18 protein-coding genes are annotated in these 16,185 nt (G+C 41.1%); 11 read left to right on the top strand and 7 right to left on the bottom strand.

The window, feature by feature from the left end; all coding sequences use genetic code 11:
- The first annotated feature begins 40 nt into the window (after positions 1-40).
- The 7 genes from ESV85_RS02715 (at position 41) to ESV85_RS02685 (ending at position 5,852) form a co-directional block, all read left to right on the top strand.
- The gene (locus tag ESV85_RS02715) at positions 41-250 is read left to right on the top strand and encodes a hypothetical protein (protein WP_092894301.1); all 210 of its coding nucleotides are present in this window, start codon (positions 41-43) and stop codon (positions 248-250) included.
- Between the two features lie 2 nt (positions 251-252).
- A complete protein-coding gene (locus ESV85_RS02710) occupies positions 253-1,542 on the top strand; it encodes a hemolysin family protein (protein WP_146914697.1) in 1,290 nt (429 codons plus the stop codon).
- A gap of 83 nt (positions 1,543-1,625) precedes the next feature.
- Entirely contained in the window at positions 1,626-3,737 is a 2,112-nt protein-coding gene (locus tag ESV85_RS02705; protein ID WP_146914696.1) for a SurA N-terminal domain-containing protein, read from the top strand.
- An 89-nt stretch (positions 3,738-3,826) separates the two neighbouring features.
- Positions 3,827-4,096, top strand: coding sequence for a DUF493 family protein (locus ESV85_RS02700; RefSeq protein WP_146914695.1), 270 nt, complete (start codon positions 3,827-3,829; stop codon positions 4,094-4,096).
- A 12-nt stretch (positions 4,097-4,108) separates the two neighbouring features.
- Entirely contained in the window at positions 4,109-4,342 is a 234-nt protein-coding gene (locus ESV85_RS02695; RefSeq protein WP_146914694.1) for a 4a-hydroxytetrahydrobiopterin dehydratase, read from the top strand.
- Entirely contained in the window at positions 4,339-5,031 is a 693-nt protein-coding gene (gene rsmI / locus ESV85_RS02690) for a 16S rRNA (cytidine(1402)-2'-O)-methyltransferase (RefSeq protein ID WP_146914693.1), read from the top strand. Before ESV85_RS02695 ends, rsmI begins: the two co-directional genes overlap by 4 nt.
- 17 nt (positions 5,032-5,048) lie before the next feature.
- Complete coding sequence (locus ESV85_RS02685) at positions 5,049-5,852, top strand: inositol monophosphatase family protein (protein WP_146914692.1); 804 nt, start codon at positions 5,049-5,051, stop codon at positions 5,850-5,852.
- Here the strand turns inward: ESV85_RS02685 and ESV85_RS02680 are convergent, their stop codons facing one another.
- Positions 5,853-6,761: an AEC family transporter gene (locus ESV85_RS02680; protein ID WP_146914691.1), complete on the bottom strand. Its 909-nt coding sequence runs from the start codon at positions 6,759-6,761 to the stop codon at positions 5,853-5,855.
- Positions 6,762-6,865: 104 nt separating this feature from the next.
- Here ESV85_RS02680 and ESV85_RS02675 point away from each other — a divergent pair, with 104 nt between their 5' ends.
- The gene (locus tag ESV85_RS02675; protein WP_146914690.1) at positions 6,866-7,093 is read left to right on the top strand and encodes a hypothetical protein; all 228 of its coding nucleotides are present in this window, start codon (positions 6,866-6,868) and stop codon (positions 7,091-7,093) included.
- On the opposite strand, the gene ESV85_RS02670 is transcribed toward ESV85_RS02675, so the two are convergent.
- Positions 7,090-7,464, bottom strand: a complete 375-nt coding sequence (locus ESV85_RS02670) for a UDP-glucuronosyltransferase (RefSeq protein ID WP_146914689.1) — start codon at positions 7,462-7,464, stop codon at positions 7,090-7,092. The two genes, ESV85_RS02675 and ESV85_RS02670, sit on opposite strands and share 4 nt — an antisense overlap.
- Before the next feature lie 146 nt (positions 7,465-7,610).
- Between ESV85_RS02670 and glyA the strand changes: the two genes are divergently transcribed.
- From glyA to rpiB, 3 genes are all read left to right on the top strand, one after another.
- Positions 7,611-8,879 carry a serine hydroxymethyltransferase gene (gene glyA, locus ESV85_RS02665; RefSeq protein WP_146914688.1) on the top strand — a complete coding sequence of 423 codons (1,269 nt, stop codon included), beginning with the start codon at positions 7,611-7,613 and terminating at the stop codon, positions 8,877-8,879.
- 16 nt (positions 8,880-8,895) lie between these two features.
- Complete coding sequence (gene tatC, locus ESV85_RS02660; protein WP_146914687.1) at positions 8,896-9,753, top strand: twin-arginine translocase subunit TatC; 858 nt, start codon at positions 8,896-8,898, stop codon at positions 9,751-9,753.
- 152 nt (positions 9,754-9,905) lie between these two features.
- Complete coding sequence (gene rpiB / locus ESV85_RS02655) at positions 9,906-10,343, top strand: ribose 5-phosphate isomerase B (protein WP_146914686.1); 438 nt, start codon at positions 9,906-9,908, stop codon at positions 10,341-10,343.
- Positions 10,344-10,430: 87 nt separating this feature from the next.
- Here rpiB and ESV85_RS02650 read toward each other — a convergent pair whose 3' ends face one another.
- From ESV85_RS02650 to ESV85_RS02630, 5 genes are all read right to left on the bottom strand, one after another.
- Positions 10,431-11,333, bottom strand: coding sequence for an endonuclease/exonuclease/phosphatase family protein (locus ESV85_RS02650; protein ID WP_146914685.1), 903 nt, complete (start codon positions 11,331-11,333; stop codon positions 10,431-10,433).
- Between the two features lie 224 nt (positions 11,334-11,557).
- A complete protein-coding gene (locus tag ESV85_RS02645) occupies positions 11,558-12,289 on the bottom strand; it encodes a hypothetical protein (RefSeq protein WP_146914684.1) in 732 nt (243 codons plus the stop codon).
- A gap of 290 nt (positions 12,290-12,579) precedes the next feature.
- Positions 12,580-13,893: an ethanolamine permease gene (eat, locus tag ESV85_RS02640; RefSeq protein ID WP_146914683.1), complete on the bottom strand. Its 1,314-nt coding sequence runs from the start codon at positions 13,891-13,893 to the stop codon at positions 12,580-12,582.
- Entirely contained in the window at positions 13,874-14,632 is a 759-nt protein-coding gene (gene eutC, locus ESV85_RS02635; protein ID WP_146914682.1) for an ethanolamine ammonia-lyase subunit EutC, read from the bottom strand. The genes eat and eutC overlap by 20 nt, the downstream gene beginning before the upstream one ends.
- Positions 14,629-15,999: an ethanolamine ammonia-lyase subunit EutB gene (locus ESV85_RS02630; RefSeq protein ID WP_146914681.1), complete on the bottom strand. Its 1,371-nt coding sequence runs from the start codon at positions 15,997-15,999 to the stop codon at positions 14,629-14,631. The genes eutC and ESV85_RS02630 overlap by 4 nt, the downstream gene beginning before the upstream one ends.
- Between the last annotated feature and the right edge of the window lie 186 nt (positions 16,000-16,185).

Genomic DNA, 16,185 nt, shown 5'->3' with positions numbered 1-16,185 from the left:
TATTTGATTTTATTACTTCTCTGCTTTATAAAAAATCAGAATGAAATTAGTTGACGCATTATTATTATCCCTTTCACTTGCATTGATGATCGTAGGGATTCACCAGACGGTCACTCAGGGAGTGGAAGCTTCCTATGCAATTTTTATGTTTGCTGTAGCCTTGTTATTTTGGTTCCAGTATCGCAAAATGCAAAAACCCGAAGAACCACCCACACCTAAGAAAAAGGCCAAATCTGGCAAAAAACGTTAAGCATGGAAATAAGTTATGAGTTGATTTATGTGATCATCACGCTTGTGTTTTCAGCCTTTTTTTCAGGGATGGAGATTGCATTTATTTCTGCTAATAAGCTACAGATCGAGCTTCAAAATAAGCAGGGAGATCTGACTGGAAGAGTACTTAGCGTCTTTGTAAAGCGCCCAGGTCAATTTATCGGCACCACACTTTTGGGAAATACCATTTCTCTGGTGCTCTACGGTATATTCATGGCATTCCTCATGGAAGACCCGTTGAAGATGTTTCTACAAGACTCATTTGGCTTCAATAATGATGCGATTGTCCTGGTGTTACAGACTTTGATTTCCACTATTGTGGTTTTGGTCACCGCTGAATTTCTGCCAAAAAGCCTATTTATGCTGAACCCAAACAGCATGTTGAATTTCTTCGCACTGCCTTTCTGGATCATATATTTGTTCTTTTACCCAGTGGTTTGGGCTATAGTAGGACTGTCGAGATTTTTCATCACTAAAATACTCCGTTTAGAATATAGTGAGGACAAGCCAGTCTTCACGGTGACTGACTTGAACAGCTTTGTTCAAAATCACATTCACAAAGGGAAAGAGGATGGACATGTGGAGATTGATACCAAGATTTTTGACAATGCGGTAGAATTTAAAACTGTTCGAGTGCGCGAATGCATGGTGCCGAGGACAGACATCGTCTGTGTAGAAGTAGATGATGAAATGGAGGAGCTAAAAAAAGTATTCGAAGAAAGTGGACATTCCAAGGTGATTGTTTATCGGGAATCCATTGACGATGTCATCGGTTATTGCCATCAATTGGAGCTATTTAAGAAGCCCAAAACCATCGAAGAAATCCTTACTCCGATCATTATTGCGCCAGAATCTGCCTTGGCTAATGAGTTGTTGATTCAATTTATTCAGGAGCGAAAAAGTCTCGCTTTGGTAGTAGATGAGTTTGGAGGCACCTCAGGCATAGTTTCCATGGAAGATATTATTGAAGAGATTTTTGGAGAAATCGAGGACGAATACGACAGCGATGATTTGATCGAACAGAAAATTTCTGAACAGGAATATTTGCTCAGTGCGCGTCACGAAATCGATTACCTCAATGATAAATATGACTGGGAATTGCCCATTGGAGACTTTGAGACCCTATCTGGGCTGATTCTTTCGCTTACAGAGAATCTTCCAAAGAAAGGAGAATCGATTACTTTTGAGTCCTATACTTTTACAGTAGTGACCAAGCAAGAGCATAGAATTGAGACTGTTCGCGTGAAAATCAACACCTCCGGAATTTTCTAGTTAAGCGTTTGATTCAGAATATATTTTGAATTTCGTTAGTAATGCTATTATTTTGCGACACTCTAAAAAAGCGTAGTACAATAATGGCGTTAATTAAACAAATTAGACAAAGGACAGGTCTATTGATCGGCGTAATTGCCGGCGGATTAATTTTATTCCTCCTAGGAGGAGATTTATTAAGTCCAAATTCGACCTTACTCAGTTCCAGTCAAAATATCGTAGGCGAGATCGCAGGTGAAGATATCACCTACGAGGAATACATCGCCCGTGTTGAAGAATTCAAAGTAGCGAATCAGCAGAGAACGGGTAGAGTTCCTTCCGAAGTAGAAATGTATTCTATCAGAGAGCAGGCTTGGCAGTCAATGATTGTGGAGCGTGTGTTCAAAGAAGAATATGAGAAATTAGGTTTGACGATTTCCGATGCGGAATTAGTTGATATGGTTCAGGGCAAAAACATCGTTCCAGAATTACGTCAGCAATTGGTGAACCCTCAGACTGGTGAGTTTGACAAAAGTCAGTTGGTATCTTTCTTACAGTCTCTCGAGACTGCAGATCCAGCTCAGCAGGCATATTGGAATCAGCAGGAGCGCCTTTTTGCCGACTCTAGACTGAGAATCAAATATGACAACATGCTAGCGACTTCTGAGTTTGCTACACAGGCTGAAGCTAAGGAGGAATACAAAGCAGCGAATACTATCGCGGATGCTTCTATCCTATTTGTGCCATTCTATGCAGTAGCTGACGCAGATGTAACTGTTTCAGAAAGCGAAATGCAAGCATATTTGACTAAGAATAAAAGCAAATTCAAATCTGGAAATGCCGCTAGCCTTGAATATGTAAGCTTTAGCATTCAGCCAAGTGGAATAGATTCAGCTGAGGTTATTTCTCATATCAATGAATTGACCAACGAGCTTAGAGCTGCAGAGAATGATTCACTTTTTGTATTGAGAAATTCTGAAGGACAAGCTCCTTTTATGACGATCAGAGCAGGTGATGAACTTCCTGCTAATTTGATCAATAATGTATCAGACATACAGGCAGGCCAAACTTATGGACCTTTCATTACAGCTAACTCCACTTACGTATCCTATAAGATCTCTGATCAATACGAAGGAACGCCAAGATTGAGAGCTTCACATATTCTTTTCAGCACTGAAGGAATGGATGATGCTTCCAAAGCAGTGGTAAAGGCTCAAGCTGAAACTGTTCTTGACGAAGTACAAGCTGACGGAAACTTTGAAATCGCAGCTAGACAATATGGCCAAGATGGAACTGCTCAAACAGGCGGAGATTTAGGTTGGTTTGCAAAAGAAGACTTCGTAGCTGAATTTGCTACGGCTGCCTATGCTGCAAAATCAACTGGAGTTCTTCCGAATGTAGTAGAAACTGAATATGGCTATCATATCATTAAAGTGACTGAAATGCCTAAAACCACTTACACTAAAGTGGCTACTTTAGAATTGGAATTGGTTGCTAGTGATGCTACTAGAAATGAGGCTTTCAGAAAAGCTGATTCATTTGCTGCAAATGCAGGAAACAGGAATGAGTTCACCGAAAACGCAACCACTGAGAATTATAGAATTCTACCAGCGGTCAATGTAGATGCCAATGCTAGAAATATCAACAACCTTCAAAACGCTAGAGAAGTTATTCGCTGGGCATTTGCAGATGATACTTCTACTGGCGAGGTTTCTACTGTTTATGAATTAGACAATGCTTATGTAGTAGCTACCCTAGTCAGCAAGAGAGACGAAGGCGATGTGAAATTGGCAGATGTAAAAGAGCAAATAGAAGCTCAGGTTAGAAATGAGAAAAAAGCTGAAGTGATCAAGTCTAAATTGGCTGGCAAGGCTACTTTAGAAGATATGAAAGCTGTCTATCCAAATGAAGCTTCTCTTAACGAAATTCCTGATTTGAAGCTTAGCGCTAATGTAATTCCAGGTGTTGGTTTCGCTCCACGAGCGATCGGAGCTATCTTCGGAGTGAAGCAAGGTGAGCTTACTCAGCCTATTCGTGAAGACGTAGGTGTGATCGTAGCTAAATTGAACTCTTTGACTCCAGCAGCTGAGATAGGTGACTATTCTGCATATCAAGGTCAATTGACTCAAAATGCTTCTCAGAGAACAACGTATTCAGTTATGATGGCTCTGCAGGATTTGGCGGGCGTCAAGGATTATAGATATAAATTCTTTTAATAGAATCTAGCTTTAGATTCGGAACCCATGCCTAACAGCATGGGTTCTTTGTTTATATTCGAAATGTAAATTGCTAATCCCATCCAGCTATGGACAAAAAGAAATTCGATAAAGAGAACTTCAAAGAAAAATTAGAAGCAAGTGGTGAGTTTCCTCAGCTTTATATGTTTAAGTTTATAGTTCCTAGTGGAAAGGAAAATCAGATTGCTGCGCTATTTCCAACGCATGAAATTACTACCAAAGCGAGTTCTGGAGGGAAATACGTGAGTACGACTATTCAGGCTATGATGAAAAATGCGGATCAGATTATTGCTCTCTATGAGCAAGCTGCCGAAATAGAAGGATTAATATCACTTTAACTAACTTGACTTATGTGGATCGAAGAAGATAACAAACTTAAGAAAAGCTTCAAATTCAAGGATTTTCAGGAAGCTTTTGCTTTTATGACCCGAGTGGCATTTTTGGCTGAGGCACACAATCATCACCCCAATTGGAGTAATGTATATAACACAGTAGAAATTGAATTGACTACGCATGATTCTGGGAACAAGGTGACCAAGAAGGATCATGCATTGGCTAAAGCCATTGATGAACTGTCTGCATGAGTGAAAATTCAGTAAACTTATATCTAGTACCTACGCCTATCGGTAACTTGAAGGATATCACGCTTCGGGCTATTGAGATCTTGAAAAGTGCTGATGTAATCCTCGCGGAGGATACACGCACCAGTGGGCAATTATTGAAACATCTGGAAATCTCCCGACCACTTCAGAGCTACCATATTTTCAACGAGCATAAGACCGTGGAAAAATTAGTAGAGCGAATGAACCGAGGAGAGGTGTTTGCCTTGATTTCTGATGCTGGTACACCTGCTATTTCAGATCCTGGGTTCCTTTTGGTGAGAGAAGTACTTGCAGCTGGACTGGATGTACAATGTCTTCCTGGAGCCACTGCCTTTGTTCCGGCTTTGGTAAATAGTGGACTGCCAAATGACCGATTTGTGTTTGAAGGCTTTTTGCCTCACAAAAAAGGAAGAAAGACAAGAATAGATGGCTTGGTGGAAGAAGTGAGGACTATCATTTTTTATGAGTCTCCACATCGTCTTTTGAAAACACTCGCGCAGCTCTCAGAAGCTTTCGGTACCGACAGGCAAGCTTGCGTCTCCCGCGAGATCACTAAGCTCCACGAGGAGAACGTTAGAGGCACGCTAGCCGAGCTAATAGAATATTATGAGACAAATACCCTCAAAGGAGAAATTGTCCTCACGGTGGCTGGTAAGAATCCAAAAGCCTGATTTAACTACCAATTTTTATGATATCAACTGAAAGACTCAAAGTTCTTCTCGAGAAGACGCAAGAAATAGCCAAGGAAGCTGGTGCTTTTATCCGCAAGGAAAGACAGCATTTCAACATGGATAACGTGGAGCACAAAGGCTTTAATGACCTGGTTTCTTATGTGGATAAGGAAGCGGAGAAGATTATTGTGGACAGATTATCTAAGATCCTTCCTGAAGCAGGTTTTATCACCGAAGAAGGCACAAATACTACCAAAGCCGAAGAATTCAACTGGGTGATAGACCCATTGGACGGCACGACCAATTTCGTGCACGGTGTACCGATTTTTTGTGTGAGCATAGCCTTGATGGAGCGGGAAGAGGTTGTTTTAGGAGTGGTGTATGAAGTGAACCTTCATGAGTGCTTTTACGCGATGAAAGGTGGCGGAGCATTTTGTAATGACACGCGTATCAGAGTTAGCGCAGCTAAGACACTTTCTGCATCTCTGATAGCTACCGGTTTTCCTTACAATAATTTTGATCTGATAGACAAATATTTAGTTGCTTTGAAATCGCTGATGAAGTCTTCGCATGGAGCACGTAGATTTGGTAGTGCTGCTGTTGATCTTTGCTATGTTGCTTCTGGGCGTGTAGAAGGGTTTTTTGAATACAATCTGAATTCCTACGATGTGGCCGCTGGTACATTGATCGTAGAAGAAGCTGGTGGAAAAGTGACTGATTTCTCAGGAGGAAGAGATTTTATATTTGGACGACAGATTTTGGCGACCAATGAGAAAATTCATGTGGAAATCCTGACTGACCTGAAAAAGGCTTGGGCTTAATTAGCTCAGGAAATAATACCATATCATAATTGTCACGATAGATATCGGGATGCCCAATCCGGCTAGAAGCGTCGCAAGCTTTGGCTTTAGATCATATTGTATGGCTACGATAGAACCAGTGATCATGGGAGCCATGCCGCTTTCCAGCACGCTGACTTTTAATTCCAGGCTGTTTTGTGGTAGGAAATTTCTATAGATCAACCAAACCATCAAGGGGGCAAGTAAGAGCCTATAGCCCATTCCAAACCAATAAAACTTGGAACTGAGTGAGTCAAAGTCTAATGAAAATTTAAGACCTATGGCGAAGATGGCAACAGGAGCCATCGTTTTGCCTAATAATGAAACTAGAGGGATCAGAAATTCTGGTGTTTTCCATCCCAAAATACTCATGGCGATAGTGACTAGTAAAAATCCGAAAGGAGGAAAACGAAGAATTTTTAGCGGAATCTCGCTCAGATTACCCTCCTGATGAGAGTAAATAGAACCCACCAGTATTGCAAGGGAAGAAACTAGTAGAAAGGATCCGCCTTGGTCAATCAAAAGCGCTATGGGTAAACCCTCTTTTCCGTAAAGTCCTTCTATCACCGGAAATCCCATGAAAGAAGTATTTGCCAATCCAGCTACGATCACTAAGCAGCCAGTGGTCTGATTATCCCATTTCAATAGCTTGCCCAGCACACCAAAAATCAACCAGGAAAGAAGGAAAGTAAACCAAGCCGAGGAAATGGGTAGAAGCAAACCCCAACTAGGCTCTATTTGGGGAATGTAAAGAAGGGCCAGAGCTGGAAGGACAATATTTAGCAAATAAGCATTGACCCATTTGGTAATTTTCTCAAGTGGGAGATTAGATTGTTTCTGTAGAAAAAGTCCCAATAAAAGACATAAAAATGCAATGAAAGCTCCTGTCATGCCTGTATTTTATAATATGTAATTTTAATTAACATAAAAATAATTTTGTATAATTGTACCTTGCTGATTATCAGTATACTTTTGACCCAAATAACTGGAAGTACATGACCAAACTTATACCAATTTTTATCAACGGAGGAAAATGGATTCAGCTTTCGCAGCTTTCAAAAGAACAATCCTTAAAACTGAAATCCTGGCTACCTGTAAGCTGTTTGAAGAAAATCATATTTCAAGGAATGGAATTTTCTGATTGTTTAGATTTTGAAACGTACGAGTATTGGTTTCTAACCCACCAAGTTTCTGAGCAAAAGCATGCGATGTTGGATTTCTAATCCAAACCTACATTTTTTCTTTTTTCCTCAAAATACTTTTCCAACTCAGGATAGAAGTCACTTTCGACTTCTGGAAATCCGTCCAAGATTAATTCCATATTCCCTTCCATCCCATCAGTATTCACCTGCATCCCTTCCAGTAAATAGACCATATCCTCCATTGTCAATGCCTCATAGCTAGACGAAGGATAGAGCATGTAGTCATTTCCATAGAAATCTACTGCCTCAAACTGAACCTTTCCTTCTAGCCAGTGTGCATAGATACTAATTTGCTCTCCCCATTGACTCTCGGGGTAATTCATTTTCACCAATAAAACAGAAGTAGTTTCTTGGGTAAAATAGCTTTCAGGGCGGAATTTGAAATCAATCATCAGTCAAAAATAGCAATTCCTAAGAATAGAAAATCCCAATCCTTTTTTTGGATTGGATAATCGGGACTTTCGGGCTATTTTTGGGCACATTTGAAGGTACCCTTCTGGCTACCATTCCATAAAAATTGGCTTTCAAACCCCTGATTATGAAAAGAGACTCGCTTGTTTTCGACCTTATCAACGAAGAAGAGGACAGACAAAAGAGAGGCATCGAACTGATTGCTTCCGAAAACTTCACCAGTAAGCAAGTAATGGAAGCCGCAGGAAGCGTGCTGACAAACAAATACGCAGAAGGTCTTCCAGGCAAGCGCTACTATGGCGGTTGCGAAGTGGTGGATAAGATCGAGCAGTTAGCAATCGACCGAGCAAAAGAGCTTTTTGGAGCTACCTGGGCCAATGTGCAGCCTCACTCCGGTGCGCAGGCAAATGCAGCAGTGATGTTGGCATGTCTCAATGCCGGTGATTCCATTCTAGGTTTTGACCTTTCTCACGGCGGTCACTTGACCCATGGTTCCCCTGTGAATTTCTCAGGTAAATTGTACGACCCGCATTTTTACGGAGTAGAAGAATCGACTGGAAGAATCGACTACGATAAGTTAGAAGAAAAAGCATTGGAGGTTTCTCCTAAAATGATCATTTGTGGTGCTTCTGCTTACTCTAGAGATTGGGATTATGCGAGATTGAGAGAAATCGCTGACGAAGTTGGAGCTATTCTTTTGGCTGATATTTCTCACCCATCTGGCTTGATCGCAAAAGGACTTTTAAATGATCCACTGGATCATTGTCATATTGTGACTACTACTACCCATAAGACGCTTAGAGGTCCAAGAGGTGGTTTGATTATGATGAGAGAAGATTTTGATAATCCTTGGGGAGTAACTACTCCAAAAGGAGAAGTCAAAAAAATGTCTTCGTTGCTTGACATGGGCGTATTCCCAGGCACTCAAGGAGGACCATTGGAGCATATTATAGCTGCTAAAGCTGTTGCTTTCCAAGAATGTCTTTCTGACGAATACATGCATTATGTACTTCAGGTGAAAAAGAATGCATCCGTAATGGCGGATCAGTTCGTAAGTCTCGGATATCAAATCATCTCCGGAGGAACGGACAATCACATGATGCTTATCGATCTTAGAAATAAAGACCTTACCGGTAAAATAGCAGAAGGAACACTTGGCAAAGTGGATATCACCATCAATAAAAACATGGTTCCATTTGATACCAAATCTCCGTTTGTTACCTCAGGAATGAGAGTAGGAACAGCAGCTGTCACTACGAGAGGATTGAAAGAAGATGACATGGTGAAAATCGTCAACTTGATTGACAGAGCCTTGACTAACTATGAGAATGAGGCCGAATTGGCGAGCATCCGTAGCGAAGTAAATGCTTGGATGAATGAGTTTCCATTATACTAGACTATAGATACTACCCGTGGCATTAGATCAATACCAAGAAGAAGAGGAAGAAGAAGGAGGAATGTCCTTTCTGGACCATTTAGAGTCTTTACGCTGGCATTTGCTTCGTTCTGTGGCTGCTATTCTGATTTTATCTGTTGCGGCCTTTTTGGCCAAAAGCTTTGTTTTCGGAATAGTAATACTTGGACCTTCCAAGGTTGACTTTGTCACCTATAGATGGCTTTGTCAACTCAGTGATTACGTAGGTTTGCCTGCGCTTTGTATTGACGAATTGCCGTTTACTATCCAAAGTAGACAGATGACAGGGCAGTTTACCATGCACATGACTTCCAGTTTTGTGGTGGGATTCATTGCTTCATTCCCGTTTGTATTCTGGGAAGTGTGGAGATTTATCAGTCCGGGATTATACGATCAGGAGAAAAATGCTGCGCGAGGAGCGGTTTTCTTTGTGAGTATGTTGTTCTTCCTAGGAGCTGGATTCGGATATTTTATCCTTTCTCCACTTTCCATCAATTTCCTATCAAACTATCAGCTGGATCCTTCCATTCTGAATGAATTTGATATTACTTCCTACATCTCCACTTTGACGATGTTGGTGCTGGCTTCAGCCATCATGTTCCAGCTTCCGGTAGTAGTTTATTTCTTGGCAATGTCAGGTTTGGTGACTTCAGGGATGCTAAGATCTTACAGAAGGCATGCGATAGTGGTTATCCTTGTACTGTCAGCGATTATTACGCCGCCGGATGTCATTAGCCAGATTCTGATTGCTATGCCGATTTTGGTACTCTATGAAGCTGGAATCCAGATCGCAAAAAGACTGGAAAGGAAAAGAGCTAAGAAAAAAGCTCAGGAAGAGATAGATGACGCGCTTTAATCGAGACGCGAGATTTAAGTAGCAAGTAGCTAGACTCAAGAATTAAGAACCTAGAATCAAGATATCCTTCGATCCCGATAACTATACGGGACGCTCAGGATGACAATAATGTCAGGCTGAGCGAAGTCGAAGCCTTTATAAATTAACTAGTTATGGCAAAGAAAATAGCAATAGGAGGAGATCATGCAGGGGTTGAGTACAAAGCTAAAATGATAGCTAAACTTGAATCTTTGGGCTATGAAGTAAAGGATTTTGGTCCTTTCTCAGATGCTTCTGTAGATTACCCAGATTATGTGCACCCTTTGAGTTCAGCTATTGAAGCTGGAGAGTTTGAGTTGGGAATTGTGATTTGTGGATCTGGAAATGGCGTTGCCATCACTGCTAACAAACACCAAGGTATCCGAGCTGCACTTTGCTGGAACGAAGAGCTTGCTGCTCTTTCCCGTCAGCATAACAATGCCAACGTAATTGCTCTTCCTGCCCGATTTATTTCTTACGAAGTAGCTGAAAAACTAGCTGAGACTTTCCTTACCACGGACTTCGAAGGTGGAAGACACCAGAATCGAGTGAGCAAGATTGCTTGTAGCTGAAAAGCTGGAAGACAGAAGACCGAGGACCGAAGAAGCCCAAACTTGAGAATTCAGGTTTGGGCTTTTTTTGGGCAGGAAACTTTATCCCTATTTGTCAATCTGAAATTCTGCCATCACCGGGAAATGATCCGAAAGCTTTTCTGCAGCACCATGATTGAAAATTTTCACATAGGAACAGGTCTGTGCAAGTGTTGGGCTAGCCAAAATGTAATCTATCCTCACCCGAGATTGGAGGATAGTTTCATGCGTTTGATCATATAAGCCAATAAGGGCAGGAGTAGGAAAAGTAAAGCTTTCTTCCAGATCTGCTTTACCCAAACTTAGATCGATGGCGGGGATGGATAAGAATTCTGCCATGGGAGCATAATCAAACTCCCCTAATCTCAAGTTACTGTATTCCTCATTTTGCCTTGCTAGCATACCTGCTTTCAATTCCTTTTTGGATTCGAGCCAATAGGCATCAAAAGGAGATTGGGTGTTAAAATCTCCTAGAATGATATAAGAATCACTTTGCAGTTCCTGTATTCGGGATTTGATTTGTTTGGCTTCTCTCAATCTGGTATCACTATCCGCAGGCGACAGGTGGACTACGAAAAAGTCGATCCCAAAAGTCTTAACATGGAGCAATCCATGCCAAAAGTTATCCACATTTTTTTCTATCAATTCTATGGGTTTTTTGGACGTCAGGGCAGTTGGGTAGTCTTTCTCCTTCAAAATCTGAACATATGGATGTCCCCATTTAGCAGCGTCTTTACGTAGCTTTTCTTCATCATATCCACAGAGTTCTTGCACTGCCAATACATCAGGATTTTGTTCTTTCACCCATTGGATCAAATTTTCATTTCGTGCCGTATCCTTTCCCCAGTCAAAGCCATTCCAGATATTGTAGGTCATAACTTTGAGCGATTTTATCTCATCCTGAGCAAACCCAGATAGGCTAAACCCAAGAATGAAAACCGTAAAAAATAGTGTTCGGAATAAAAGGCGCATTATTTCTGAATTTTAGAAAGTGAATACCTAAAATTGGGAATAGATTCCAGATTGAGAAGGAATCTTTGGAAAAACTTCTTTTAAGGATCGGGTTATTGTTTTTAAAGATAATACCCCACACGTAGTTTCAGACTACGCTTAGTAGGGATTCAGAAATAGGCGAGAATAAGCAATTACTAATAACTATTGTTGTGAATTCGTATTTTATTAAACTTCAATTTTACTTATGTAATCGGTAATCTTACAAACCAATTAGCAATTGAATCCAATAATGGAAAGCTTACTTGAAAGAAAAAGAGGAAGTGAAATACCATTAATAGTATTAAAAATAAAGGGAAAACCCAGCGACCGCTGGTTTGTTTTCTTTCAATAATGATGAGCGAAATAATCAGGGCGTACATTATGAGAAACGTAATTCCTAACCCAACCATAAAATTGATTTCTGGTAATAGGGTAATGATGATAAAACGGCCTAAAGTAGGCTCAATAAATACGATACCAGTTGCAATCATAGCACGAGCGTGAATTTGCACATTGCGCCTATTAACCATGGCAATGATATACATGATACCAATAACAATTAAGTTTTTAAATAGAAACCACATACTGGCCCCTGAACCTTCAGTAACTTCACCACCAATCATATAATGTTTTAGTAAGATCACTGATATTAAGAACAAGGGTAAAATGACAAAACTTAATTTACCAATTTGTCTATGAATTGAGAGTTTCTTTTTCTTGATAAGTATGGGTTGTACTATCAATAGCGCAATCCATAGTGCTGACATGGCAAAATGAAAATGAAAATAAAAATTGAAGTTCGCTGTACCATCTAAGAATTTTGAAAAGTAGGTAGGCCAAAAACCTAAGATTGCAAGAGCTATTAATCCTAGAGCATAATATCCAGAATTATCGAACTTAATTTTTTTAGTCTTTATTGCGAAAGTTTCATTCATTTTTGGTTTCCTATTTTATTAAGTTCCTTACTGTTATCGATTTTTAGCTTTCTTTTTTTATTTAGTTCATTTTATGCCCACTAACACATGTATATGAACATTCCGTATATGTCTATTATAAATAGGGTTGGAATTAATTTATATAATCTACTGAAAATCAGTGGACATAATAATTTTATCGACAATAAATAATTTTTGACCTTTAAAATAATTCCTCTTAAGCCTCTTTAAATCTTTTAAAATAAAAACTAAAACATGAGTTCCAATATCCAGTACTGGGAATTTTTCGCTCACCCCTCCCTCTGATACCACCGAAAACTCACATACCCAAAAGCTACCAATCCCCAAAAAATCAGCATTAATTCTACATTGTAAATGCTCATCGCAACCATCGCAATTACTGCAATGACCAAAGCGATGGCTGGGAAATAAGGAAAGAGTGGAACGCGAAAAGGTCGCTCAAGATCTGCATGATTTTTTCGCAAGGCAAAGAATGCTATCATCGAAACGATGTATAAAGTCAGTGCTCCAAAGCAGGCGATGGTGATGATTTCACCAGTTTTTCCAGTCAGTAAAGCCAGAATCCCGATACCCATATTCACGATCAGGGCATTCATCGGGGTTTTCGTTTTGGCGTTTACTTTCCCCACAAATGGACTGACATAACGCTCTCTTCCAAGCTCCAAAGTGGATCGTCCAGCTGCTAGGATAATGCCATGAAAGGATGCTACCAAACCAAAAAGTCCTACCGTAATCAAAAGATGGTACAGGATATTGCTTTCGCCTACAATCTTTGCCAAGGCTAGAGGCAGTGGAGAATCAGAGGGTTCTGTACTTCCCGGAGGATAAACGATCGTTTCCCAGCCATCCACTCCGATTGCGGAGGTAAAGGTCAGAATACATAAAATCACCAAGGTCAAGATGGCTGACCCAAATCCGATCAGAATATTCCGTTGAGGATTTTTGGCTTCCTCCGCTACATTGGCCACACCTTCGATAGCCAAGAAAAACCAGATCGCAAAAGGAATCGCTGCAAAAGCTCCGCCCCATCCATTTGGAAGCGCATTGGTAGTCAGGTTTTCAAATTCGAATGCAGTGAAGCTGACTCCTGAGAAAAGTAAAAGCTCAATGACCGCAATAATAGTAATGACGAGTTCGAAATAGGCGGCGAATTTCACTCCGCTGATATTGATCGCCGTGAAAATAAGGTAGGCTGTGATGGCAATGGTGGTCACACCGATTTCAGGGAAAAAGACATTGAAATAGGCTCCAATCGCTGCTGCAATGGCGGGTGGGGCAAAGATAAATTCTATGCTTTGGGCCATTCCAGCCAAGAATCCCCAGTTTTTCCCGAGTCCCAATCGTGCATAATCGAAAGCTCCTCCGGCTTTGGGAATGGCACAGGCCATCTCGGTATAGCTAAAAGTGAAAGTCACATACATGATGATGATAAAGAAGGTAGCCACTGCGAGACCCAAGGTTCCGCCCTCGGCGAGTCCCAAGTTCCAGCCGAAATACATCCCCGAAATCACATAGCCGACACCCAAACCCCAAAGCATAAAAGGTCCAAGCGTTCGTTTTAATTCACTGTTTTCTGTTGTCATTTTTTAAAAGTTGGCTGTCAAAAGTGTCTTTGAGATTGACACCGGAAAGTTTTAATCTGAGTGCCTCAGAGGTCAAAAAGGCGAGTTTCCCGGCAGCATAGGAATAGGGTAATCCGCCGGTTCGGATATTGGAAATACAGTTTCTTTTTTCGTCTGTATTCCCTGCTTTTGGGTTGTATGTCAAATAAATTCCCATGCTGTATGGGGAGCTGAGTCCGGGTCTTTCACCGATTAGAATAATGGATATTTTACTGGAAAATAGCTCGCCGATTTCATCGCTGATTGCTACTCTTCCTTGATTTACCAAGCAAATCGGAGCAAGAGAATATGCCGATATCGTGGGTAAAAACTCCTTCAAAAAAGGAATGGCATGAAGTGAAATTGCCTGTGCTGATAAGCCATCTGCTAAGATGATGGAAATGTCGTGTTCGGTCTTTGGAAAGCAAGCGATTCTAGCTATAGATTCCTGATCAAGTTTTCTTCCGAAATCCGGCCGCTTGATGTAAGCAAGCCGATCCGCAGCTTGACTGCTTAATTTCACGATGGAAAGTTGCAAGCCTTCGATTTCCCGCTCCAGTAGCTTGACATCAAGTTCTGTCCAGACGGCATCTTTTGCCAAGGCATGGTCTTTCCTGAATTTTAGCAATTCAGATGTTGGCAAACTTCCTCCCGATCTTCCAAGAGCAATTCTTGCGTCTGTGTAGGATTTGAGTTTTTCCCAAGCGCTTTCATCACTCATAGACTTAGAAGTTTATGTGAGCTTTTTGCTTCTAAGATTTTGCCGGACTGGTCTGTCATTCCCATTTTGAAAAGCCATTCCTCAAACTCTGGCGCTCTTTTCAAGCCCAGCACTTGTCGAATATAAAGTTGGTCATGGAAAGAAGTGCTTTGGTAGTTCAGCATCACATCATCTGCGCCGGGAACTCCCATGATAAAGTTGCAACCAGCCACTCCCAGCAGCGTCAAAAGATTATCCATATCGTCTTGATCCGCGCTGATATGATTTGTATAGCAAATGTCACATCCCATCGGTAAACCCATCAGTTTTCCACAGAAATGATCCTCCAATCCCGCTCTGATCACTTGCTTGCCATCATATAAATATTCTGGACCGATAAAGCCCACGACGGTATTGACCAAAAAAGGATTGTATTTTCGAGCCACTGCATAGGCCCTTACTTCGCAAGTTTGCTGGTCGATGCCATGATGTGCATTGGCAGAATGGGCGCTTCCCTGCCCGGTTTCAAAATACATCAAGTTATTTCCAACCGTCCCTCTATTCATTTCCAACCCCGCTTGGTATGCTTCGCTCAGATTTTCCAAGGAAAAGCCGAAGCTGGAATTGGTTTTTTCTGTGCCACCAATGGATTGAAAAACCAGATCCACAGGTGCATTTTTATTGATAAGTTCGAGTGTGGTAGTGACGTGGGAAAGGACGCAAGTTTGAGTTGGGATGTCGTATTGTTGCCGAAGCTTATCCAGCATCTCCAACAATTTTAAAGTTGCATCTGCAGAATCCGAAGCTGGGTTAATCCCAATTACGGCATCTCCAACTCCATACATCAATCCGTCTATGGTACTTGCCATTATGCCTTTCGGATCATCGGTGGCATTGTTGGGTTGAAGTCTGGTGGAGAAATTTCCCTTAAGCCCGATGGTATTTCGGAATTTGCTGACAATTTCAATTTTGGAGGCAACCAGAATCAAGTCTTGATTTGCCATGATTTTACTCACCGCAGCCACCATTTCTGGAGTTAATCCGGGCGAGATCTGCTTGATTTTTTCTCCATCGGTTTTATAATCCAAAAGCCAATCTCTAAAACTACCCACGGTGAGATGCCCGATTACTTCGAAGGCTTTGGCATCAAAGGAATCCTGAATCAGTTGGGAAACATTATCTACTTCAGATGGGATGATCTCTTCAGCCAAAAAATGCTTAAGTGGTAAATCTGCTAGTACCAGCTTTGCGGCGATTCGTTCCTGCTCGCTTTTTGCAGCCAAACCAGCCATTTGATCTCCGGATTTTTCAGGAGAAGCTTTTGCTAAAACTGTCTTAAGGTCTGGGAAGGTGAAATTGAAATTTCCGACGGCATGCTGGTAAACCATCTAATTAAAGTCCTGATTTAATCAGAGATTTCCAATAATTACCTGAATAGACTGCGAAATTATTAATTGGGATGGTTACTGGGATTTTTCTATTTCTCAATTTTGCAAAACTGAAAGGAGCCAACTAAAATTAGACCTATTGGTTTTTCTTGATGTGGAAATAGCGTTTTCAACACTGATCATCTT

Origin of the sequence: Algoriphagus aquimarinus, assembly GCF_007997215.1 — a bacterium.
Classification (GTDB): Bacteria; Bacteroidota; Bacteroidia; order Cytophagales; family Cyclobacteriaceae; genus Algoriphagus; species Algoriphagus aquimarinus_A.
This window is presented reverse-complemented; position numbering and strand designations above follow the sequence as displayed.